We start from the raw sequence: 20,881 nt of genomic DNA, 5'->3' as shown, positions 1-20,881 counted from the left end.
TTTTTATACGTCTGGACGTCTAAACTAGCATGATTGTCAGGCAAAGTGCGATCGCATCACCGATAAAGCAGAAAATTTTGTCATCTTGTCGCTAAGCCTCTTTTTACTGCGTAAGCGCAATGAAAAGTAGCCATGATTGCGTCACTATGTAAATAGTAATGAGAACGACTATCAATTCGACGACGTTTTGATATTATTACGCTCAGATTTTGTGATTTAGATCCTGGAGATACAGAGTGGGTAATAATTTGATGCAGGCGGATCTCTCCGTTTGGGGTATGTATCATCATGCCGACATCGTAGTGAAGGTGGTTATGATCGGCCTGATTCTGGCATCGGTCGTCACCTGGGCCATCTTCTTCAGCAAAAGCACCGAACTGTTAACGCAAAAGCGCCGCCTCAAGCGCGAACAGCAACTGTTAGCTGAAGCACGTTCACTGAACCAGGCGTCAGACATTGCCTCTTCTTTCCAGGCCAAAAGCCTCAGCACGTTACTGATTAATGAAGCGCAGAACGAGCTGGAACTCTCCGCGGGTGCCGAAGATAACGAAGGCATTAAAGAGCGTACCGGTTTCCGTCTGGAACGCCGCGTTGCTGCTGCGGGTCGTCACATGGGGCGCGGTAATGGCTACCTGGCAACTATCGGTGCCATTTCTCCGTTTATCGGCCTGTTCGGTACCGTTTGGGGCATCATGAACAGCTTCATCGGCATCGCTCAAACCCAGACCACCAACCTCGCTGTTGTCGCGCCGGGTATCGCCGAAGCACTGCTGGCAACGGCGATTGGCCTGTTTGCCGCTATCCCGGCGGTCGTTATCTACAACATCTTTGCTCGTATGATTGGCAGCCACAAAGCGATGCTGGGCGATGTGGCCGCACAGGTTCTGCTGCTGCAAAGCCGTGACCTCGACCTTAATACCAGCGGTTCACAGCCGGTGCGTACCGCCCAGAAATTACGGGTAGGGTGATAGCCAATGGCAATGCGTCTCAACGAAAATCTGGACGATAACGGCGAAATGCATGAAATCAACGTGACGCCATTTATCGACGTGATGCTGGTTTTGCTGATCATTTTCATGGTGGCCGCGCCGCTCGCGACCGTGGACGTGAAAGTGAATTTACCTGCCTCTTCCAGTCAGCCGCAGCCGCGCCCGGAAAAACCTGTTTACCTGACTGTCAAAGCGGATAACAGCATGTTCCTCGGCAACGATCCGGTGAGCGACGAGACGATGGTGAACGCCATTAACTCGCTGACTGAAGGCAAGAAAGACACCACTATCTTCTTCCGCGCGGATAAAACCGTGAACTACGAAACGATGATGAAAGTGATGGATACGCTGCATCAGGCCGGGTATCTGAAGATTGGCCTGGTGGGTGAAGAACACGCTGCGGCAAAATAATGCTCCGTTAGTGAAAAGAACCGGCCTTGTGCCTAACACCGTTCACTTAAGCCAATGAATTAGGGGAAACACCGGGATTTGGTTCCCGGAGGGACGCCAAACCCGGTGGTCGCCCCGGATATCTCGGTCTTAAACTAACGGTGTTAGCCTTGTGCCGGTTTTTTTACGCCACAGAAAACGCTGTCTAAACGCGACTTTATCGAGCGTTACGTCGCCCAAAACAGAACCGCTATCTTACTGATATATCATGTTTTTGGGTTTTTACTTCGCAGGCGAAATATTCCGTTTCGCCACTGGCGCCCGCCTTAAACCTCTCTACGCTTAGTCAGGAACATTATAAAAAAAGCACCGTGAAAACGGGGCGTTACCTACCTGCACAGCATGGGAGTCCCTTATGGCCCTCACGACGTTATTCGGCTCAACTTCAGCTTCACGTGACCTCATTTCCCTTTCCGCCATTCGCCGTCGGGCAGACCGCCTGATTCTGGCGCTGGTCTGGATCCTGTGGGCGATTACCGTGGTCTTTGGGCTACTCACCGCCCAGACGGCGATGGCATTGATTGTGGCTTCACTGTTGTCCATCCTCAGTACCGCGTCTTGCTTGCTGCTGCCCGGCAAACTGGCGACCCGTCTGCTGCTGGCTTTTATTTTGATGGCCTATTCTGCGCTGCTCATTCAATTGGGGGCGGGGGGGACGGAGTACCACTTTTCCGTTTTTGTGTTGCTCTCTGCACTGCTGGCCTGGCGTGACTGGAAGCCGCTGGTCGCAGGTGCAGCGGTGATTGCCGTTCATCATCTCGCCTTCAATTATCTGCAGGCTAAGGAGCTGTTCGGCATTGTTGTTTTTGAAATGGGGCCCGGCATTGAGATGGTGTTGATGCATGCGGTCTTCGTGGTAGCGCAAACCATTATTCTGGTGTTGATGGCGTTGCGGATGGAGCAGGATGCACGTTCTGCCAGTGAAGTGGCAAAGCTGGCCTCGGTGATTAACCGTGAGCCCGGCTGCCTGACGCTGACTGAAGCGCATCAGGCGAGTCATTCAAGTTTTGCCAAAACATTCAGTCTGACGCTTGGCACGATGCGCAGCACCCTGATGCAAGTGAGTCACAGCGTGTCGCAGATGCTGGAAGATGCCCAGACATTACTGCTGCGAAATACCTCGCTTTCAGAACGGACGGACAATCAGGCGCAGTCACTGGCAGTGGCGGCATGCGCGATGGAACAACTGGCGGGTGCTGCGGTGCAAACCAGTGAGAAAGCCAATGAAGCTCGTGGGCTTGCGCTTCAGGCGAGCAATGTCGCCCAGCAAGGTGGCGAAAGCATTCGCGCGGCGATGGCGTCGATGGTGCATATCCGCGATGAATCTTTGCGGATAAATGGCATTCTCGAACTGATAGATGGGATTGCGTTCCAGACCAATATCTTGTCGCTGAATGCGTCAGTGGAGGCGGCACGAGCGGGTGTGCATGGCAAAGGATTTGCGGTTGTAGCCGCGGAAGTTCGTACGCTGGCGTTGCGTTGTGAGAGCGCGGCGAAAGACATCCGCCAGTTGATAGCGGCGTCAGTTGAAAGTACTCAGCAGGGCGCCACTCAGGTTGAGCAGGCGGGAAAAACCATGCAGGTGATGATCGGCAGTATCGACAGCCTGCTGACCCTGGTCGAAGCGTTGTCGCTGATGAGCGAACAGCAACGGGCCAGCATTCTGCAAATTAACGGCAGCATTGCGAGCATCGATGCCAGCGTGCAGGAAAACGTGCAGCACGTGGCGCAAACCATGCAGGTGGCGCAGCAGCAGCAAAGGCAAACCGGGGAGCTGAAGACCGCGATATCGGTCTTCAGGCTGGTGTAATCAGCGGGGTTTTTCTGGCGTCGGCGGGTTTTCCTCCGGCGCCACAATGTTAACGCTGGCGGTGCGACAGTTACCGTCAGCGAGCTTTCTGGACAGGCGTAATGTGGCCACTTCACGAGCCAGCACATGCTGGTAGCTGGCCTCTATGTGGGCGAGGATCTTTTCTTTTAGCAGAGGATTACGGGCGATGATTTCCGCCAGTGCCGCGCCGTAAATTTCTTCTTTGACCTGGAAGGCATAAATCTCGCGGCGATACTGCCACTTCATGCGAACCAGCGAGGCCGGGATTGAGGTCAGTGCCCTGGCAATCTCCTCAATGACGGCATTCTTCTCGTTTTTCAGTGCCTGAAGATTATGCTGCAGAATGACGGCATCGCTTTTTTGGTTATCTAAAGTCAACCTGACGTTATAATCATCGGGATCTTTCATTTTTTACTCAGCCTGGAAATCGTAAAAAAGCGATGCTGTTTTTTCACGCGTAATCAAATTAAGCCAAATTTCATTTCCGGCTTCATTAATTTTTTCGGTTTGCTCGGCAATAATTTGACTTAATTCCTGACTGTCAATTTCCGCTTCCAATTGCAAATCGTTAAGCACCCGCGCATAGGCTTCGATTTTGGCAACCCGAAACAGCCTGTCCTTTATATGACGATCGCGTTCTTCCAGCAGCATATTGCGTGACTGGCCGTTACGACCCGGTGCCGCTAATATATCGGCCTCATAATTTTCGAGCGATATCTTGCCCTGAGCTAAATTGGCATCATTTTCTGCTTCCCCGGTAGTCGGCTCTGTATGGGCAATATGAAAGCGGGCCGGGATCAGCGATTCGGGTATCATGGCTGATGTCCTTTTAGTTCAAGAAGATAAGGGTAATAAAGGTGTGAGGTTCGTTGACAATATCATGGCGTAATTTTAAAATCAAAAAAAATGGAGTCGACCATGAACAGTATTATCTATTTTGTGATAGCACTGCTATTACTGACGGCTGTTATTCTATTCGTTATCTCTGGTCTGTTTAAAAAAGAGGTTGTGGAAGAAAAAACGCCACCTCAGCCAGTTAAACCCATGAGTAAAGAAGAAGGTGAAGACCATTTTTCGATGCTGATGAATGCGATAACGCCCGTGTGGTACTGGCGGGTTAACCACGAATATATTGACTTTCTGCATGCGACAATTAAGCGCATGAATATTGCGGATTTAAATGCCACCGAGGGGTTATTTGAGGCTCAGCGTCGTTGCAGCGATCTCAATTCAGCGGTGTATAAATATTATGACAATATAAAGAAACGCTGTCTGAACGGGGAGAAAGTGCCTCGCGGCGATTTGGATGTGCTCAACCTTCAGCAGTGTTTCCGTGAGTTTAGCCTCAATGCCTACCCGGCGCTGGTGGCTCTGGTGTGGCCGGAGTTTCAGCGTCCGCTAGTGGATCCGCTGGAAGTCTGAGTTTTTTGCCGGGCGGCACTGCGTTTGCCCGGCCTACATTGACCTTGAAGGCCCGGTAAGCTTGCTCCACCGGGCATTTGTTCGCACTCACTTATCCGAAGACGCCTGCCATAAATTCAGTTGCCCGTCCGCCACGTGCTGGTCAATCTGCGCCAGTTCCTGTTCGCTGAATTGCAGATTATTTAACGCCTGAACGTTTTCTTCTAATTGCTCAGGACGACTCGCGCCGATCAGAACCGACGTCACGCGATTGTCTTTCAACAACCAGCTTAGCGCCATTTGTGCCATGGTTTGCCCTCGCTGCTGCGCCATTTCATTCAGCAAATGCAGGCTTTTCAGGTTGCTTTCGCTCAACATGTTTTCTGTCAGGCCGCGCGCTTTTTTACCTTCCGTCTGCATGCGTGACCCGTCCGGAATGCCCTTCAGGTATTTCCCGGTCAGCAACCCTTGCGCCAGTGGTGTGAAGGCAATGCAGCCTACGCCGTTATCTTCCAGCGTGTCGAGCAGGCCTGTTTTATCGACCCAACGGTTAAGCAAGTTGTAAGAAGGCTGGTGGATGAGCAGCGGGATTTTCCATTCTTTGAGCAACTCAACCATCTGCTGGGTGCGCTCGCTGGAGTAGGACGAAATGCCCACATACAGAGCTTTGCCGCTCTGCACGGCCTGTGCCAGCGCTGAGGCTGTCTCTTCCATCGGCGTTTTTTCATCAACGCGGTGGGAGTAGAAGATATCGACATATTCCAGGCCCATGCGTTTCAGGCTTTGGTCGAGGCTTGCCAGCAAATATTTGCGTGAACCACCAGAACCATAAGGACCCGGCCACATATCGTATCCGGCCTTGGTCGAGATAATCAGCTCATCCCGATACGCCGAAAAATCTTCACGCAGCAAGCGACCAAAGTTCTCTTCAGCGCTGCCTGGCGGCGGCCCATAGTTGTTGGCCAGGTCGAAATGGGTAATGCCCAAATCAAACGCTTTTCGCAGCAGTGCGCGCTGTGAGTCCAGCGCCTGAATATGACCAAAACTGTGCCACAACCCCAGCGACAGGGCAGGTAACTGCAAGCCGCTGCGGCCACAAAAGCGATACTGCATCTGATGATAACGTTCAGAACTGGCGAGCCAGGACATAATCACTCCTTCTGGTCTGTATTTTGAAACGACGTTTCTATATTAACGTCTGATCGTGTTCTCGACAGTTCGGGCGATCACAGTGCGGATGATTGAAGGGGAGGGATATCGTGTCGAAAGCAGATCACTCCGCAGAGAGGGAAATCAGCGTCTGCCCAATGGCCGCGCCATTCTTGCCGGTGTGCTTTATCTGATACATCGACGTATCGGCGCGAAGCAGTGCGCCACCAAAATCATCCTCTTCATGCACTTCGTTGATGCCAATAGAAGCGCCCACCGAGGCAGTACCGCTGGCGAGTTCAAACGGCGTCAGTGCTGCACGCAGGCAATTATGCGCCGTGCTCCACACCAACAAACTGTTCAGCGAAAAAGGCAAAAGCAGGACAAATTCATCGCCGCCAAGGCGACCCACCACCGAACCCGGCGGGCAGGCTTCACGCAGGCGCTGGCTGAGCTGGATAAGCAGTTCGTCACCACACCGGTGTCCAAATCTGTCGTTCACCGCTTTGAAATCATCCAGATCGATAAACGCCACGCACATGGCTTCATCTTCCTGCATGCGGGTAAAGTGCTTCAGCAAGGCATGGCGGTTCGCCAGCCCGGTCAGCGGATCGTGATTGGCGAGCTGCGAGAGTTGTTCCTCATACTGCTTCTCTTTGGTCATGTCGATATGGGTGCCGGTCACTTTTAACGGCTTTCCGTCAGCATCCCACTCGCTAACACGCCCTCTGTCCAGCACCCAGGTGATGGTGCCGTTGCTGTGCAGCATCCGGTGCAGGGCTTCATAATACGGTGCTTTGCCGTCGAGATGATCGTAGAACGCGTCCAGCACTCGCTGTTTGTCGTCCGGGTGCAGGTGTTCGCGCCAGACGTCGAAATTCGCACTCAGGGCTTTCGGCTGATAACCCAACATCGCCCCCCAGCGGCGATTGAAAATAATTAATTTCCCGCTGGGAATGTCCAGTTGCCATAAACAGAGGCCCGTTCCGTCCAGCGCTGCGCTCAGCTTGCTTTTTGCATCACGGGCGATGCGCAGCAGCCGGGCATTGTGCTTTTTCAGGTTTTGGATCTGTTGTTTCAGCGCGATTTCAGACATTTATATGCCATATGTCAGGGTGAGACATATTCATACTAATAATGTATTGACGTGTAAATATCGTGTGAGAAAAAAGTGACCGGACGATGACGTCCGGTCGAAGGGAAGGGGTTATCCCTGGCGCTTATCTTCGGTGTTGGTGTCGAAGTCACTCGCCGAATGGCGTTCATGCAGCTGTTCGTTCAGTGGGCCCTGTGCGCGGTTAACAATTCGGCCACGTTTGACGGCCGGACGGTTGCCGATATCCTGCGCCCAACGCAGAACATTTTTATAACTGTTCGCGTCGAGGAATTCAGCAGCGTTATACACCGCGCCCAGCACCACATTGCCGTACCATGGCCAGATCGCCATATCTGCAATGCTGTACTCTTCGCCTGCCACGTAGCGATTTTTCGCCAGTTGTTTATCCAGCACATCGAGCTGACGTTTGGCTTCCATCGTGAAGCGATCAATCGCGTACTCAATCTTCACTGGCGCATAGTTATAGAAGTGGCCGAACCCGCCGCCGAGGAACGGGGCTGCGCCCTGCAACCAGAACAGCCAGTTCAACGCTTCGGTGCGCCCGGCCGGATCTTTTGGCAGGAAATGACCAAATTTCTCAGCCAGATACAGCAGGATCGAACCGGATTCAAACACGCGCAGCGGTGGCGTGACGGAATGATCGCTCAGCGCGGGGATCTTAGAGTTGGGGTTGACGTCGACAAAGCCGCTGGAGAACTGATCGCCTTCGCCAATGCGGATCATCCACGCATCGTATTCTGCGCCCGTGACGCCCAGCGCCAGCAGCTCTTCCAGCATGATAGTCACTTTCTGCCCGTTCGGCGTACCGAGGGAATAAAGCTGCAAAGGATGCGTGCCAACCGGCAGCGCTTTGTCATGCGTCGGGCCAGACACCGGACGGTTGATGTTGGCGAACGCGCCGCCGTTGTTGTTTTGCTTCCACTCCCAGACTTTCGGAGGCTGATAGCTAGAGTCAGACATATGAGTACCTGGTTTGTTGGTTGAAGTATTGACCGAGTGTAGCAGGTGATACTTGTCAGCTTTAACATTCAGAGGCGTGATAAGGCTAACGGCTTATTTTAAAAACATCTTATATAGATCAGTTTGGATATAAGCTTAAACGAAAATCGCATTTCAGTTTGTGCGGGAATCTCTCCACTATGCCCTGAGTCCTGCGCACCTTCGCAGAGCAAAAAATAATAAATCCTTTGATGGCAAGGAGTTGGTCAAGTATGCGCAAGTTGGTCTTTTCCGCCGCGATGATGTCGCTGGCACTCGGTCTCGCAGGCTGCGACGACGCTAAAAATAATGACACCGCCAATGCCCCGGCCGCGAATCAAAACGCCGCGCCAAAAGACGGTGGTTCCCTGATTATCGGCATTACCTCTGGCGACCCGCTGGCGGTGAACCCCATTTACGCCAGCGACCGCACCACGCTGACCATTATGCAGGCGCTGTACGCTCCGCTCTTTAGCTACAACAACGGCAAAATTGAGTGGGGTCTGGCAGAAAGCCTGACGCCTTCCGCCGATAACCTGAGCTACACCCTGAAGCTGAAACCGAACCTCAAATGGCAGGACGGCCAGCCGCTGACCGCCGATGACGTAGTGTTTACCTTCAACAAACTGCTGGATGACAAACAGCACAGCTTCTTCCGCAGCATGTTTATGTTTGGCGGCAAGCCAGTGCAGGTCAGCAAAGTCGACGATTTAACCGTCAAATTTACCCTGCCGCAGGTGAGCGCCGCGTTTGTCGGCACGTTAGTGCAGATCTATCCGATCCCACAGCATGTGTTCGCTAATGAAAGCGATCTGGAAAAGAGCAGCAAAAACGATGCGCCAGTGGGATCCGGCCCGTTCAAATTTAAAGAGTATCGCGCGGGGCAGTATTACTCTCTGACGCGTTTTGATGATTACTGGAACGGCAAACCGAAGCTGGATTCCGTCACTTACCGTTTCGCGAAAGACAGCAACTCTGCCAATCTTGCGCTGCAAAACGGTGAGATCAACATGAAGATGGTTGATCCGCAGGATGTGTCGCGCCTGAAAAACACCGGAAAATTCGACTTCGTGGTGTATCCGGAAGGGCGTCTGGCTTACATGACCTTCAACCAGAACGTGCCGGTGATGCAGAGTAAAGATCTGCGCCAGGCCATCGCTTATGCCATCAACAAAGACGATCTGGTGACCACGGCGTTTACCTCGCAGGATTACGCGAAACCGGCAACCTCGTTCCTGACGCCAGACACGCTGTATCATTCTGACGATGTTGATCAGTACAAATTTGACCTGCAAAAAGCCAAAGATCTGCTGAAAGCATCCGGCGCACCTGCTGATCTGAAACTGCGTCTGGCGTACGTCAACACCAACAAAACCCAGGAGAGCATGAGCCTCTATATTCAGCAGCAGCTGAAGGCGCTCGGGGTGAACGTTGAGTTGATGCCGCTGGATTCTAACGCGATGTCACAGCGTAGCCTCGACATGAAAAACACCGCCTGGGATCTGAACCTCGGGGGTTACATCATGGGCCCGGAGCCGGATGGCTATAAGTCGCTGTTTATGAGCAACGAAGCTTATAACTATGCGCACTATAAAAATCCGCAGTTCGATGCCCTGTGGGATCAAGGTGCTGTGGAAACCGATGCGACCAAACGCGCGGCAATCTACAAACAAATCCAGCAAACCGTGGCGACCGACATGACCTATTACCCGATTGCCTACACCAACGCGACCGTTGCGGTCGACAAGCGTTTTGGCGGCACTCAGGAAGCAGAACCGAAACCGGTTTATATGTTCCAGGACTTGTCGAAAATCTACCAAAAATAAAAATCTGTGCCGGGAAATCCCCTCTCCCTAACCCTCTCCCAAAGGGAGAGGGAACCGTTTGGAGCGGACCTGGTTTTCTCCCTCTCCCTCGGGGAGAGGGCAGGGGAGAGGGGGAAAACACACCGTGCATTTTGTAAAGGGAATGTCGTGAATCCAATGCTCCTGCGTCGGCTGCTGCAACTGTTGCCGATGCTTTTCTTTATCTCGCTGGTGGCGTTTCTGCTGGTGAAACTTGCGCCCGGCGATCCGGTGCAGGCGTATGTCACGCCGCGTATGGCGCCGGAGGATATCGAGCGTATCCGCCACAGCCTCGGGCTCGATCAGCCGCTCACCACCCAGTATTTCTTATGGCTGAAAAATGTCTTTCGTGGTGATCTCGGCTATTCGCTTATCTATCATCGCCCGGTGCTGGAGATGATCGCCGAACGCATTCCGGCCACGCTTGGCTTGATGGGCGCATCGTTGATTCTGGCGATCCTTCTCGCCGTGCCGCTGGGTCTGCTGGCGGGCGCGTTTAAGCACCGCTGGCTCGATCACTTCCTTAATCTGTTTGCCTACATCGGGATATCGGTGCCGATTTTCTGGTTTGGCATCCTGCTGATAACCGTCTTTGCTGTGCAGTTAAACTGGCTGCCGAGCATGGGGATGCGCACCATTGGGGTGGAAGATAACTGGCTGGACGTGGTGCGCCACGGCATTCTGCCGTGCATCGCGTTAACCTTTTACAACCTCTCCAACTATGTGCGTTATGTGCGCTCAAACACCATTAGCCAGCTTTCCGCGGATTACGTGCAGACGCAGCTCGCCTATGGCGCGACGTACCGCACCATCCTGTTTCGCCATGTGCTGAAAAACGTGCTGTTGCCGGTGATCACGCTGTTTGGTTTGTCCTTTGGCGAGCTGATTGTCGGGGCGTATGTGACCGAAAGCGTGTTTTCCTGGCCGGGTATGGGCTTGCTGGGCATCCAGGCGATCACCTCGCTGGATTACCCGCTGATCATGGCGATCATTCTGCTGTCGTCGCTGATGCTGATCGTCGGCAATTTAGTGGCGGATCTGCTGTATCGCTTCGCCGATCCCCGTATTCGTACTTTGAGGTAACCGACGATGAGCAGACGCTGGCAAAACGTTCGCCACCAGCTACGCCGTAATCGTCCGGCGCAGTTCTCGCTTCTGGTGTTGTTTATTTTTATTCTCGCGGCGTTATCCGCGGGATTGAGCCCTTACGATCCTGACCAAATGTCGCTTACCGCTCGCATGCTGCCGCCTGATGCCGCGCACTGGTTTGGCACCGATGAATACGGGCGCGATTATTTAACCCGCGCGCTGTACGGCGGGCAGATTTCATTGATGGTTGGGTTTTTGGTGATGCTGTTTTCCACCCTGATTGGCACGCTGGTCGGTACGCTCAGCGGCTATTTTGGCGGCTGGATCGACAACCTGATGATGCGCCTGGTGGATATCCTGCTGGCGATCCCGGCTTTCTTCCTGCTGCTGGTGCTCAACGCGTACCTCAAGCCGGGTGTGGAAAGCATCATCCTGATCATCAGCCTGCTGACATGGATGAACATGTCGCGCATGATCCGCGCTGAAACGTTGACAGTGAAAGAGCGCGAATACGTGCTGTACGCTCGCGCATCCGGTGAGCATCCTTTGCGGATCATCGTGCGGCACATCATTCCTGGCGTGCTGCCCACTATCATCGTGGCCGCTACGCTGAACATCGCTTCGGCCATTTTGATGGAGTCTACGCTCAGCTTCCTCGGGCTTGGTGTGCAGCAACCTGCCGCTTCCTGGGGAAGTATGCTCAACAACGCTCAGTCGTACATCGGCGAAGCCTCATGGCTGGCGATGTTCCCGGGCATTCTTATCCTGCTGACGGTGTTCAGTTTTAACGTGCTGGGCGATGTGTTCCGTACCGCCTTTGAGCCGGGAGCGAATCGCGATGCATAACTTACTGGAACTTGAGGACCTGAAAACGTCCTTCTTTACCCGCGAAGGCGAAGTGCATTCGGTGCGCGGCGTCAGCTTCGCGCTGCAAGCGGGTGAGCTGGTCGGCATCGTCGGGGAATCGGGCTGCGGCAAAAGCGTGACCTGCAAATCGGTGATTCAACTGCTGGGCAACAACGGCAAAATCACTGGCGGGCGCGTGCAGTTTCGCGGGGAAGATCTGGCCCGGAAAACGCCGGAGCAGATGCGCCGTATTCGCGGCAACGACATCGCGATGATTTTCCAGGACCCGATGACGGCGCTGAATCCGGTGCTGACCATTGGTCGTCAGATGACTGAAATCCTGATCCGTAATAAAGGGCTGAGTAAGCGCGAGGCCAAAACCAAAGCCATCGAGATGCTTGGTCGCGTGGGCATTGCCGATGCGGAACGTCGCTTCAGCCAGTATCCGCATGAATTCAGTGGCGGGATGCGCCAGCGCGTGATGATTGCGATCGCGCTGTCGTGCGACCCTGAACTGCTAATTGCCGATGAGCCAACCACGGCGCTGGATGTCACCATTCAGGCGCAAATCTTGCGTTTGCTGAAAACCTTACAGCAGGAAACCGGCACCGCCATTCTGCTTATCACCCATGACCTCGGCGTGGTGGCGCAGGTTTGCAGTAGGGTGGTGGTAATGTACGGCGGCCTGGTGATGGAAGAGGGCAGTGTCGAAGATATTTTCTGGCGGCCTGCACATCCTTATACGCGTGGATTATTGGCTTCGCTGCCACGCGCGGACGATCCGGATCATCGCCTTTCACCGATTGAAGGTGCGCCGCCGGGGTTGCTGAACCCGCCAGTCGGTTGTCCGTTTGCCGAACGCTGCCCGCAGCGGATGCCGCAATGCGACAAACAACCTCCTTTTTACTCACGTGGCGAAGGCCATCGAACGGCTTGCTGGCTATGGCAGGATAAGGAGCATCAGGCATGAGCAATGCACCGTTAATCAGCGTTCGCGAGCTGCGAAAGCATTACGCCCTGAACGGCGGCTGGCTACGCAAAGGTAAAGCCGTCAAAGCGGTAGATGGCGTCAGCTTCGATATTTTACCGGGCGAGACTTTCGGCCTGGTCGGTGAATCCGGCTGTGGGAAATCAACGCTCGGTCGCGCCATTTTGCGTCTGTTCGATGTGACTTCTGGTGAGATTACGTTTGACGGGCAAGAGATTGCTCATGCGTCAGAGAAAACGCTCAAGCCGCTGCGTCGCCGGATGCAGGCGATTTTCCAGGACCCGTATTCCTCGCTCAATCCTGGAATGACGGTACAGCAACTGGTCGCCGAGCCGATGAACATTCACGGCTATAGCGCACAGGCACAGCGCGAACGGGCCGAAGAACTGCTTTATAAAGTGGGGTTGAAGCAGGAGCATTTGCAGCGCTTCCCGCATGAATTCAGCGGCGGTCAGCGCCAGCGCATCAGCATTGCGCGTGCGTTGTCGGTTCGTCCGGAGTTTGTGTTGTGCGACGAACCGCTGTCGGCGCTGGACGTGTCAGTTCAGGCTCAGGTGGTGAATATACTGCAAGATTTGCAGCAGGAGCTGGGGCTGACTTACCTGTTTATCGCCCATGATCTGTCGATGGTGCGGCATATCTCCAGCCGTATCGGGGTGATGTATCTCGGTAAGCTGGTGGAAGTTGCCGAGGCAGGTGAGCTGTACACGCATCCTGCGCATCCTTATACCAGAGCGCTTCTGGCTTCCGTGCCACAGCCTGATCCGCGTGTCCGTCATCTGGACGTTGGCGGCCTGAAAGGGGATATTCCGGGGCCAACGGCAGACATGAGCGGCTGTCGTTTTTGCAGCCGTTGCCCACACGCGATGCCGGTTTGTCAGCAGCAGGAGCCGCCGATGCAGGAGATTGCCCCGCGTCATTTTGCCGCTTGCTGGTTGTATAAGGTGTAAGGGTAAATCTGCCCGGTGGCGGCTTGCGCCTTACCGTGCCTGCGATGATCGCGCAGGCCGGGTTAGCGCAGCGCCATCCGGCTCTCTTTTCGCAGTTCTCGTACTAACTCAATAAAGGCTTTCAGGCCCGGGGGCACATGCCGACGGCCGGGATAGTACAGACGCAAGCCCCCAAAAGACGGACACCATTCATCGAGGACGCTAACCAAACGCCCGGCTTTGAGATCCTCTTCCACAAACCAATTGGAAATAAATGCGATACCGATGCCGCTGATGGCGGCGCGATGGATAGCGCGCATCTCGTTCAGGACAATCCGTGGCGGCACGTTCACCGCAAGTTTCTGCTGGTGACGTTCCAGCTCCCAGTGATAAATACCGCCGTGCGACATGCGCATGCCGACGCTTTTATGTTGCAGGAGATCGTCCGGCGTTTGCGGTTTACCGTGTTCAGCAAAATAGCCTGGCGTGGCGACAACCTGCATACGAATGTCCGGTGTCAGCGACACCGCAATCATGTCCTGTGGGACAGATTCCGCAAGCCGGATACCCGCGTCATAGCCTTCCGCCACAATATCGACCAGCCGCGATTCGCTGGTGATGTCGAGGCGCATCTGCGGATAGCGGCGAAGATATTCTTCAATCAGCGGATCGTAGAGCAGGGAAACACACTCCTGCGGCGCGTTAATGCGCAGCGTGCCGGTAGGCGTGTCGGGCACGGTGGTGATTTCTTCCGATGCACGCTGAATTTCTGCCAGCGCCGGAGCTATACGCTCGACATAGCGTTCGCCCGCTGGCGTCAGGGCTACGCTGCGCGTTGAACGGTTAAACAAACGCACGTTCAGGCGGCTTTCCAGGCCAGCCACGGCATTACTCACCGCGGTAGCAGACATCCCCAGCTCCCGTGCTGCCGCGCGAAAACTCTGTCGGTGCGCCACGGCTAACACCACTTCCAGTTCGGTAAGGCCACTGCGATGCATAGATTATCCCGATTTTCGGTACAGTCCGTACAGAATAGACCCTCTTATCGTGGCGGTCATCCGTTTCTATACTCACTTCACTAACCGACTATGTGGAGCACAACACCATGCAACAGATCGACAAAATTTATATCAACGGCGAATTCGTTACCCCGCACGGCGATCAGCTTTTCGAGCTTTATAACCCCGCGACGGAAGGTGTGATTGGGACGGTGCGCCTGGCTGATGAAGTCGACGCTGAACGTGCGATAGCTGCGGCGAAAGCGGCATTTCCGGCCTGGTCGAAAACCAGCAAAGAAGAGCGTATCGCTGTATTGAAACGGATGCACAAGGCGGTGGCCGCGCGTGAAGACGAGCTGCTGGAAGCAATTGTCACGGAATACGGTGCGCCACAGGTTCGTGGGCGCTGGATGGCGCAATATCCTGCCGATGTGATTGCTCAGGCGATTGAAGCGCTGGAAAACTTTGAGTTCGTTGAGCAGGCAGGCGCCGCGCAGGTGATCATGACGCCTGTTGGCGTAGCGGGGCTGATTACGCCGTGGAACAGCGATGCCGGTTTTATCTGTAATAAACTGGCGACCGCCATGGCGGCGGGCTGCACTGCGGTGATTAAACCGAGCGAAATGAGCGCCATCCAGACAAAAGTTATTACCGAAGCGCTGCACGAAGCGGGCATTTCGGCGGGCGTGTTTAACATTGTCACCGGCCGTGGCGAGGTGGTGGGCGATGTGATTAATCACCATCCTGATATCGCTAAAATCTCGTTCACAGGCTCAACGGCTGTGGGCAAGCACATTGTTGCCAGCGGTGCGCAGTCGTTAAAACGCGTGACTCTGGAGTTGGGCGGTAAGTCACCGACGGTGATTCTGGACGACGCGGATTTCGCACAAGTGATGCCGCTGGTGTTGGGTGCAGGCTTCATGAACAGCGGGCAGGCTTGTGTCGCAGGAACCCGTATTTTGATTCCGCGTAGCCGTCAGGCCGAGTTTGAGCAGGCGATTGTGGAAGCGGTAGGCCATGTGCAGTCAGGCGATCCGCGTGATTCCAGTACCGACATTGGCCCGATGGTCAGCCAGAAACAGTGGCAGCGAGTGCAGGACTACATTCGTCTTGGTCGCGAAGAAGGGGCCACATTGCTGGTGGGAGGCGAAGGCCGCCCGGCTGGGCTGGAACAAGGCTGGTTCGTGAAACCGACTGTGTTTGTCGGCCACAATCAGATGCGTATTGCGCGGGAGGAAATCTTTGGCCCGGTACTGGTGGTGATCCCTTATGACGATGAAGCCGAGGCGCTGGCGATTGCCAACGACACGACTTATGGCCTGAGTGCGCTGGTGCTGAGTGGCAGCCGCGAACGCGGTGTTCAACTGGCGCAACAGATTGAGTCTGGCCGCGTGATGGTCAACACCCTGGCGCATGAACCGAAAGCCCCGTTTGGGGGTTTTAAACAGTCCGGTCTCGGTCGTGAGATGGGCAAGTGGGGCATGCTGGCTTATCTGGAAGCCAAAACACTGATGGTGGGATAAGCGTTATCGCGCCGGGCAACACTTGTTTGCCCGGCACTCAACCAATAAACTAACTTAAAATCCTCTCCGCCCACACCGCAATATCATCGCCACTTCCCAAATCTGGCTGCACCAGACCGTTGACCATAAAAGTTGGCGACACGTGAATGCCGTTCTGGCGTGCATATTTACAATGCCACTTAATCACGGTTTGCAATTCCGGCACCGCAAACGCTTCAGACACTTTTACGCCGCTGTAGCGCTCAATACGTTCAACAATCTCCTGCGGAGTGGCCTGCATGTTTGGGCCAGTGCAGTGATCGGTAAATTCAAACTCTTCGCGATGGTCGGCAACCGCCTGCAGGATCTTCTTCGCGGCCGCTTTGCCCTCCGGCAGCGTGGAGGCCGCCAGGATGCAACGGACAATAACGCCAGAGAACATATGCCACGGCTGGGACTGCAAACGAATTTTTACGGTGACAGCCTCTTCGCCCACTTTCGCCAGTAAAGCGTCAAGTTTATTAAACGCCTTAACGGAGAACGGGCAGGTAGGTTCCAGAAAAACCTCGAAAGTTTTCGGGCCATGGCCCCATTCCAGCGCGTGTGCCTGTAAGCTCATGTTGACTCCTGATGTGTGTTGTCGTTTCGATTATCGTTAGCGTGAGGTGTATGATTAAGCCACTTATGCCAGAAAGATGGCAAGGTGCAGACGACGATAACAGCACGTCAAACAGCCGCCTGCTTCCGTGAACTGAATAATTAGGTTGGAAGAATGAGTACAGGTATGTCCAGCAGTGATGCTCCTTTTGGAACGTTGTTAGGTTATGCGCCAGGTGGCGTGGCGATTTACTCCTCAAATTACAGCAGCCTGGGCGATGACTTCTCCCACGGTGATGCCTCCTTTCGAAGCTATATCGATAATGAATACATGGGCCACAAATGGCAGTGCGTGGAGTTTGCCCGCCGCTTCCTGTTTTTAACCTACGGTTTTGTTTTCACCGATGTCGGTATGGCGTATGAAATTTTCTCTTTGCGTTTTCTGCGCCAGGTGGTGAACGACAACCTGCTGCCATTGCAGGCCTTTGCCAACGGTTCAAAACGTAAGCCGACCGCGGGTGCTCTGCTCATCTGGCAGAAAGGCGGGGAATTTAACGAGACCGGGCATGTAGCGGTGATCACCCAGCTTATCGGTAATAAAGTCCGTGTGGCGGAGCAAAACGTGATTCATCATCCTCTGCCGCCGGGCCAGCAGTGGACGCGCGAACTGACGCTGGTGGTCAAAGATGGCTGCTACGCCATTGAAGACACTTTTGATGACACCACGATCCTCGGCTGGATGATCCAGACCGACGACACTGAGCACAGCCTGCCGCAGCCAGCTTTACCGGGTAAAGCGTTGAACATTCAGGGTGCACGTCTGGAAAACAAAGGCCAGTTCGATGGCAAATGGCTAAACGAGCAGGAACCGCTGCAGGCGGCTTATGTTCGTGCTAACGGGCACTTTATCAATAAAGATCCGTGCCAGTATTTCACCATTACGGAATGCGCCGAACAGGAGCTGATCAAAGCCACCAACGAGCTGCACCTGATGTATCTGCACGCCACGGATAAAGTCATGAGAGATGACAATCTGCTGGCGCTGTTTGATATCCCGAAAATTCTCTGGCCGCGTTTGCGTCTTTCCTGGCAGCGTCGTCGTCACGACATGATCACCGGGCGCATGGATTTCTGCATGGATGAGCGCGGGCTGAAGGTGTACGAATACAACGCCGATTCTGCCTCCTGTCATACCGAAGGTGGGCTGATCTTAGAGCAATGGGCGAAAACGGGTTATCAAGGGAAAGGTTTTAATCCGTCCGAAGAGTTGCTCAGTGAATTGATTGGTGCCTGGAAACACAGCTCCGCCCGTCCGTTTGTGCATATCATGCAGGACAAAGATCTGGAGGAGAACTATCACGCTCGCTTTATGCAACGGGCGCTGACGGATGCGGGCTTTGAAAGCAAAATTCTGTACGGCCTGGATGAGTTGCGCTGGGATGCCGCCGGGCAGCTGATTGACGGAGACGGGCGAGCGGTCAACTGCGTCTGGAAAACCTGGGCATGGGAAACCGCGATTGAGCAGGTGCGTGAAGTCAGCGAAACCGAATTTGCAGCGGTGCCGATCCGTACCGGACATCCGCAAAATGAAGTTCGCCTGATTGACGTGCTGCTGCGCCCGGAAGTGATGGTGTTCGAGCCGCTGTGGACTGTGGTGCCGGGCAACAAAGCCATTTTGCCGGTCCTGTGGCAGCTCTTCCCGCACCACCGCTATTTGCTGGATACCGACTTTGAAGTGAACGAGGAACTGGCGAAAACGGGCTATGCGGTGAAACCCATTTCCGGGCGCTGCGGCAGTAATATCGACCTGGTGAGCCACGACGAGGAACTGCTGGATCAAAGCTCCGGTAAATTCGTCGACCGTAAAAACATCTATCAGCAGCTGTGGTGTCTGCCGAACGTGGACGGGAAGTACATTCAGGTGTGTACCTTCACCGTTGGCGGCAATTATGGCGGTACCTGCCTGCGTGGTGATGACTCGCTGGTGATTAAAAAAGAGAGTGATATTGAGCCGTTGATGGTGGAAAAAACGCGCTGAGTCTCTGTTGCCGGGTGGCGCTACGCTGACCCGGCCTACAAAACTTGCAATACAACCAATTGATTCTCATCGCCTTTTAAAATTATCAAAATAAAATTTAATTTCCCTACCCTCCGTGTCGTTCTATCTCAGAACACAACAGGAAAGCCGGATACGCCGGTTTCTTCAGGAGATAAATACTATGGCACTTTCCCTTTTTACTAACTCTGCAGCAATGTCTTCCACCAACGCCCTGAACCAGGCCAACAGCCTGCTCTCCACTTCCATGGAGCGTCTGGGTACTGGTAAACGTATCAACTCTGCGTCTGACGATGCCGCTGGTATGCAGATTGCCACCCGTCTGCAGGGTCAGACCAACGGTATGGCTGTTGCTCAGCGTAACATCTCTGATGCCACTTCCATGCTGCAGACCGCTGAAGGCGCATTCGACGAAGTCAGCAACATCATGTACCGCATGAAAGACCTGGCCACCCAGGGCGCGAACGACACCAACACTCAGGATGACCGTGACGCCATCAACGACGAAATGAACTCCCTGAACGATGAACTGAACAACATCATGGGCAACACCAAGTTCGCCGGTGACAACCTGTTCGGCGCATCCGGCAAACTGGCAGGCCCAATGACCTTCCAGATTGGTTCAAGCTCTGATGAAGCGATGACCGTTGACCTGTCCACCACTCTGTCTGGTGCGTACGGTGCTTCCGGCTTCAACGGCCTGAAAGGTGCAGGCGCAGCTGGCGCTTCCGGCATCAACATCCAGAGCGCAGCCGATGCGCAGGGTTATATGGATGGTCTGGAAGCTGACCTGGCAAGCGTGGGTAAAGTGCGCTCTGAACTGGGTGCCAACATCAACCGTATGGCGCACACCTCTGCCAACCTGGCGAACATGAAAGACAACACCTCCATGGCGCTGGGCAACATCACCGACGCGGACTTCGCGACTGAAGCCTCCAGCATGAGCCGCAACCAGATGCTGGCCCAGACCTCTATGTCCATGCTGAAGCAGTCCAACAGCATGTCCGGCATGGTGATGTCTCTGCTGGGCTAATCCCCGCGCTCTGATGTGAAAAACACCGCGTAAAGCGGTGTTTTTTTTCATCTGAAATAATATCAAACATCTGAAGCGAAAATTCTTAATAGCATGCTGATGGGAGATAAGAATTTTCACACTAAAAGATATTGACTAAGAATATTCACAATCAATTTTAACATTCTTACCTCATTATTATTCTTTCCTGCTCACTCCATTATTGTACTTTTCGGGACTTGCATAAGGCCCTTGTTAATGCCTTTTCAATGTCAGCAGGATGCTGTGAGAATATTTTCATTCACCGTGATTATTGTTTACGTATCAATAATTTGTTTTTGTTATGAGTTGAGTGGCGTATGTTTTAAATTCATTTAACTCCGGGTTTAAATATTTAATATTTAACCCATGCTTAAGTCTTTAACTAAAATAATTAAGCACCAGTGAAATAAAAATATTTAAAAATGTGAGTGTTTTTTCTATGTCTATTTACTCGACAGACATTAAATGATAAATATTGTGGCTCCCAATCTCGTTATTTTTGTACCTGCATGGACGATGCCAGGTATCCACTTATATATCACAGAGGCGAATTATGGCGGATTCATTCCAGTCTGAGATTCCTAAAGCACGCGTTAACATTAAACTTGACCTGCATACTGGCGGCGCCCAGAAGAAAGTCGAACTCCCTCTCAAGCTCCTGACGGTCGGCGACTTCAGTAACGGAAAATCTGAAGGCACGCTGTCTGAACGTGAAAAAATCAACATCAACAAAAATAACTTCAATAGCGTGCTGGCCGACCTGACGCCGGAAGTTAACCTCACCGTGAAAAACACCCTCGCCAATGACGGTACCGAAGAAAATATCCACCTCCAGTTCCAGGAGATGAAAGACTTCGAGCCAGAACAGGTTGCCCGTCAGATCCCACAGTTGCGCGCGATGCTGGCGATGCGTAATTTGCTGCGTGATTTAAAATCCAACTTACTGGATAACGTTACTTTCCGGAAAGAGCTGGAAAAGATTCTGAAAGACCCTTCCCTCAGCGATGAGCTGCGCAACGAGCTTAATGCGCTCGCCCCGTCCCAGGATTAATTACTGGAAACT

Annotated in this window: 20 protein-coding genes; 13 read left to right on the top strand and 7 right to left on the bottom strand. The window is 53.5% G+C overall.

Translation table 11 applies throughout. The features are described from left to right. Positions 1-236 precede the first annotated feature (236 nt). The 3 genes from exbB (at position 237) to ACI2I2_RS22185 (ending at position 3,249) form a co-directional block, all read left to right on the top strand. A complete protein-coding gene (exbB, locus tag ACI2I2_RS22195; RefSeq protein ID WP_404659934.1) occupies positions 237-968 on the top strand; it encodes a tol-pal system-associated acyl-CoA thioesterase in 732 nt (243 codons plus the stop codon). Between the two features lie 6 nt (positions 969-974). After that, entirely contained in the window at positions 975-1,400 is a 426-nt protein-coding gene (gene exbD / locus ACI2I2_RS22190) for a TonB system transport protein ExbD (RefSeq protein ID WP_404659933.1), read from the top strand. Between the two features lie 394 nt (positions 1,401-1,794). Beyond that, entirely contained in the window at positions 1,795-3,249 is a 1,455-nt protein-coding gene (locus ACI2I2_RS22185) for a methyl-accepting chemotaxis protein (RefSeq protein WP_404659932.1), read from the top strand. On the opposite strand, the gene ACI2I2_RS22180 is transcribed toward ACI2I2_RS22185, so the two are convergent. After that, entirely contained in the window at positions 3,250-3,678 is a 429-nt protein-coding gene (locus ACI2I2_RS22180; RefSeq protein ID WP_404659931.1) for a cytoplasmic protein, read from the bottom strand. 3 nt (positions 3,679-3,681) lie between these two features. After that, on the bottom strand, positions 3,682-4,086 hold the full coding sequence (locus ACI2I2_RS22175) for a hypothetical protein (protein WP_404659930.1): 405 nt from the start codon (positions 4,084-4,086) through the stop codon (positions 3,682-3,684). Positions 4,087-4,188: 102 nt separating this feature from the next. On the opposite strand from ACI2I2_RS22175, the gene ACI2I2_RS22170 reads away from it, so the two are divergent. After that, positions 4,189-4,692: an ESA_00282 family adhesion-associated protein gene (locus tag ACI2I2_RS22170; protein ID WP_404659929.1), complete on the top strand. Its 504-nt coding sequence runs from the start codon at positions 4,189-4,191 to the stop codon at positions 4,690-4,692. Between the two features lie 87 nt (positions 4,693-4,779). On the opposite strand, the gene ACI2I2_RS22165 is transcribed toward ACI2I2_RS22170, so the two are convergent. From ACI2I2_RS22165 to yghU, 3 genes are all read right to left on the bottom strand, one after another. Continuing rightward, a complete protein-coding gene (locus ACI2I2_RS22165) occupies positions 4,780-5,820 on the bottom strand; it encodes an aldo/keto reductase (RefSeq protein ID WP_404659928.1) in 1,041 nt (346 codons plus the stop codon). Between the two features lie 124 nt (positions 5,821-5,944). Beyond that, positions 5,945-6,916: a diguanylate cyclase domain-containing protein gene (locus tag ACI2I2_RS22160; RefSeq protein WP_404659927.1), complete on the bottom strand. Its 972-nt coding sequence runs from the start codon at positions 6,914-6,916 to the stop codon at positions 5,945-5,947. Between the two features lie 111 nt (positions 6,917-7,027). Then, on the bottom strand, positions 7,028-7,897 hold the full coding sequence (yghU, locus tag ACI2I2_RS22155; RefSeq protein ID WP_404659926.1) for a glutathione-dependent disulfide-bond oxidoreductase: 870 nt from the start codon (positions 7,895-7,897) through the stop codon (positions 7,028-7,030). 251 nt (positions 7,898-8,148) lie between these two features. Between yghU and ACI2I2_RS22150 the strand changes: the two genes are divergently transcribed. The 5 genes from ACI2I2_RS22150 (at position 8,149) to ACI2I2_RS22130 (ending at position 13,632) form a co-directional block, all read left to right on the top strand. Beyond that, positions 8,149-9,741, top strand: coding sequence for an ABC transporter substrate-binding protein (locus ACI2I2_RS22150; protein ID WP_404659925.1), 1,593 nt, complete (start codon positions 8,149-8,151; stop codon positions 9,739-9,741). A 156-nt stretch (positions 9,742-9,897) separates the two neighbouring features. Next, positions 9,898-10,842, top strand: a complete 945-nt coding sequence (locus ACI2I2_RS22145; RefSeq protein WP_330984964.1) for an ABC transporter permease — start codon at positions 9,898-9,900, stop codon at positions 10,840-10,842. Positions 10,843-10,848: 6 nt separating this feature from the next. Then, positions 10,849-11,694 carry an ABC transporter permease gene (locus ACI2I2_RS22140; RefSeq protein ID WP_404659924.1) on the top strand — a complete coding sequence of 282 codons (846 nt, stop codon included), beginning with the start codon at positions 10,849-10,851 and terminating at the stop codon, positions 11,692-11,694. After that, the gene (locus tag ACI2I2_RS22135) at positions 11,687-12,664 is read left to right on the top strand and encodes an ABC transporter ATP-binding protein (protein ID WP_404659923.1); all 978 of its coding nucleotides are present in this window, start codon (positions 11,687-11,689) and stop codon (positions 12,662-12,664) included. Before ACI2I2_RS22140 ends, ACI2I2_RS22135 begins: the two co-directional genes overlap by 8 nt. Further along, positions 12,661-13,632 carry an ABC transporter ATP-binding protein gene (locus tag ACI2I2_RS22130; protein ID WP_404659922.1) on the top strand — a complete coding sequence of 324 codons (972 nt, stop codon included), beginning with the start codon at positions 12,661-12,663 and terminating at the stop codon, positions 13,630-13,632. The genes ACI2I2_RS22135 and ACI2I2_RS22130 overlap by 4 nt, the downstream gene beginning before the upstream one ends. 62 nt (positions 13,633-13,694) lie before the next feature. Here the strand turns inward: ACI2I2_RS22130 and ACI2I2_RS22125 are convergent, their stop codons facing one another. After that, positions 13,695-14,609, bottom strand: a complete 915-nt coding sequence (locus tag ACI2I2_RS22125) for a LysR family transcriptional regulator (RefSeq protein ID WP_404659921.1) — start codon at positions 14,607-14,609, stop codon at positions 13,695-13,697. 107 nt (positions 14,610-14,716) lie between these two features. Between ACI2I2_RS22125 and ACI2I2_RS22120 the strand changes: the two genes are divergently transcribed. Next, the gene (locus ACI2I2_RS22120) at positions 14,717-16,132 is read left to right on the top strand and encodes an aldehyde dehydrogenase family protein (RefSeq protein ID WP_404659920.1); all 1,416 of its coding nucleotides are present in this window, start codon (positions 14,717-14,719) and stop codon (positions 16,130-16,132) included. 49 nt (positions 16,133-16,181) lie between these two features. Here ACI2I2_RS22120 and ACI2I2_RS22115 read toward each other — a convergent pair whose 3' ends face one another. Beyond that, positions 16,182-16,730 carry a DsbA family protein gene (locus tag ACI2I2_RS22115; protein ID WP_404659919.1) on the bottom strand — a complete coding sequence of 183 codons (549 nt, stop codon included), beginning with the start codon at positions 16,728-16,730 and terminating at the stop codon, positions 16,182-16,184. 153 nt (positions 16,731-16,883) lie between these two features. On the opposite strand from ACI2I2_RS22115, the gene gss reads away from it, so the two are divergent. The 3 genes from gss to tssB all read left to right on the top strand — a co-directional run bounded on the left by gss (position 16,884) and on the right by tssB (position 20,869). Continuing rightward, a complete protein-coding gene (gene gss / locus ACI2I2_RS22110; RefSeq protein WP_404659918.1) occupies positions 16,884-18,746 on the top strand; it encodes a bifunctional glutathionylspermidine amidase/synthase in 1,863 nt (620 codons plus the stop codon). Between the two features lie 181 nt (positions 18,747-18,927). After that, positions 18,928-19,797, top strand: coding sequence for a flagellin (locus ACI2I2_RS22105; protein ID WP_404659917.1), 870 nt, complete (start codon positions 18,928-18,930; stop codon positions 19,795-19,797). Between the two features lie 574 nt (positions 19,798-20,371). Next, on the top strand, positions 20,372-20,869 hold the full coding sequence (gene tssB / locus ACI2I2_RS22100; protein ID WP_404659916.1) for a type VI secretion system contractile sheath small subunit: 498 nt from the start codon (positions 20,372-20,374) through the stop codon (positions 20,867-20,869). The last annotated feature ends 12 nt before the right edge of the window (positions 20,870-20,881 follow it).

Source organism: Scandinavium sp. NPDC088450 (assembly GCF_044900545.1).
Lineage (GTDB): Bacteria > Pseudomonadota > Gammaproteobacteria > Enterobacterales > Enterobacteriaceae > Scandinavium.
This window is presented reverse-complemented; position numbering and strand designations above follow the sequence as displayed.

Bases quoted from the DNA above. Each gene is read 5' to 3' on its own strand.
- exbD (WP_404659933.1), top strand. From the start codon at position 975: ATGGCAATGCGTCTCAACGAAAATCTGGACGATAACGGCGAAATGCAT.
- ACI2I2_RS22185 (WP_404659932.1), top strand. From the start codon at position 1,795: ATGGCCCTCACGACGTTATTCGGCTCAACTTCAGCTTCACGTGACCTC.
- ACI2I2_RS22180 (WP_404659931.1), bottom strand. From the start codon at position 3,678: ATGAAAGATCCCGATGATTATAACGTCAGGTTGACTTTAGATAACCAA.
- ACI2I2_RS22175 (WP_404659930.1), bottom strand. From the start codon at position 4,086: ATGATACCCGAATCGCTGATCCCGGCCCGCTTTCATATTGCCCATACA.
- ACI2I2_RS22170 (WP_404659929.1), top strand. From the start codon at position 4,189: ATGAACAGTATTATCTATTTTGTGATAGCACTGCTATTACTGACGGCT.
- ACI2I2_RS22165 (WP_404659928.1), bottom strand. From the start codon at position 5,820: ATGTCCTGGCTCGCCAGTTCTGAACGTTATCATCAGATGCAGTATCGC.
- ACI2I2_RS22160 (WP_404659927.1), bottom strand. From the start codon at position 6,916: ATGTCTGAAATCGCGCTGAAACAACAGATCCAAAACCTGAAAAAGCAC.
- yghU (WP_404659926.1), bottom strand. From the start codon at position 7,897: ATGTCTGACTCTAGCTATCAGCCTCCGAAAGTCTGGGAGTGGAAGCAA.
- ACI2I2_RS22150 (WP_404659925.1), top strand. From the start codon at position 8,149: ATGCGCAAGTTGGTCTTTTCCGCCGCGATGATGTCGCTGGCACTCGGT.
- ACI2I2_RS22145 (WP_330984964.1), top strand. From the start codon at position 9,898: ATGCTCCTGCGTCGGCTGCTGCAACTGTTGCCGATGCTTTTCTTTATC.
- ACI2I2_RS22140 (WP_404659924.1), top strand. From the start codon at position 10,849: ATGAGCAGACGCTGGCAAAACGTTCGCCACCAGCTACGCCGTAATCGT.
- ACI2I2_RS22135 (WP_404659923.1), top strand. From the start codon at position 11,687: ATGCATAACTTACTGGAACTTGAGGACCTGAAAACGTCCTTCTTTACC.
- ACI2I2_RS22130 (WP_404659922.1), top strand. From the start codon at position 12,661: ATGAGCAATGCACCGTTAATCAGCGTTCGCGAGCTGCGAAAGCATTAC.
- ACI2I2_RS22125 (WP_404659921.1), bottom strand. From the start codon at position 14,609: ATGCATCGCAGTGGCCTTACCGAACTGGAAGTGGTGTTAGCCGTGGCG.
- ACI2I2_RS22120 (WP_404659920.1), top strand. From the start codon at position 14,717: ATGCAACAGATCGACAAAATTTATATCAACGGCGAATTCGTTACCCCG.
- ACI2I2_RS22115 (WP_404659919.1), bottom strand. From the start codon at position 16,730: ATGAGCTTACAGGCACACGCGCTGGAATGGGGCCATGGCCCGAAAACT.
- gss (WP_404659918.1), top strand. From the start codon at position 16,884: ATGAGTACAGGTATGTCCAGCAGTGATGCTCCTTTTGGAACGTTGTTA.
- ACI2I2_RS22105 (WP_404659917.1), top strand. From the start codon at position 18,928: ATGGCACTTTCCCTTTTTACTAACTCTGCAGCAATGTCTTCCACCAAC.
- tssB (WP_404659916.1), top strand. From the start codon at position 20,372: ATGGCGGATTCATTCCAGTCTGAGATTCCTAAAGCACGCGTTAACATT.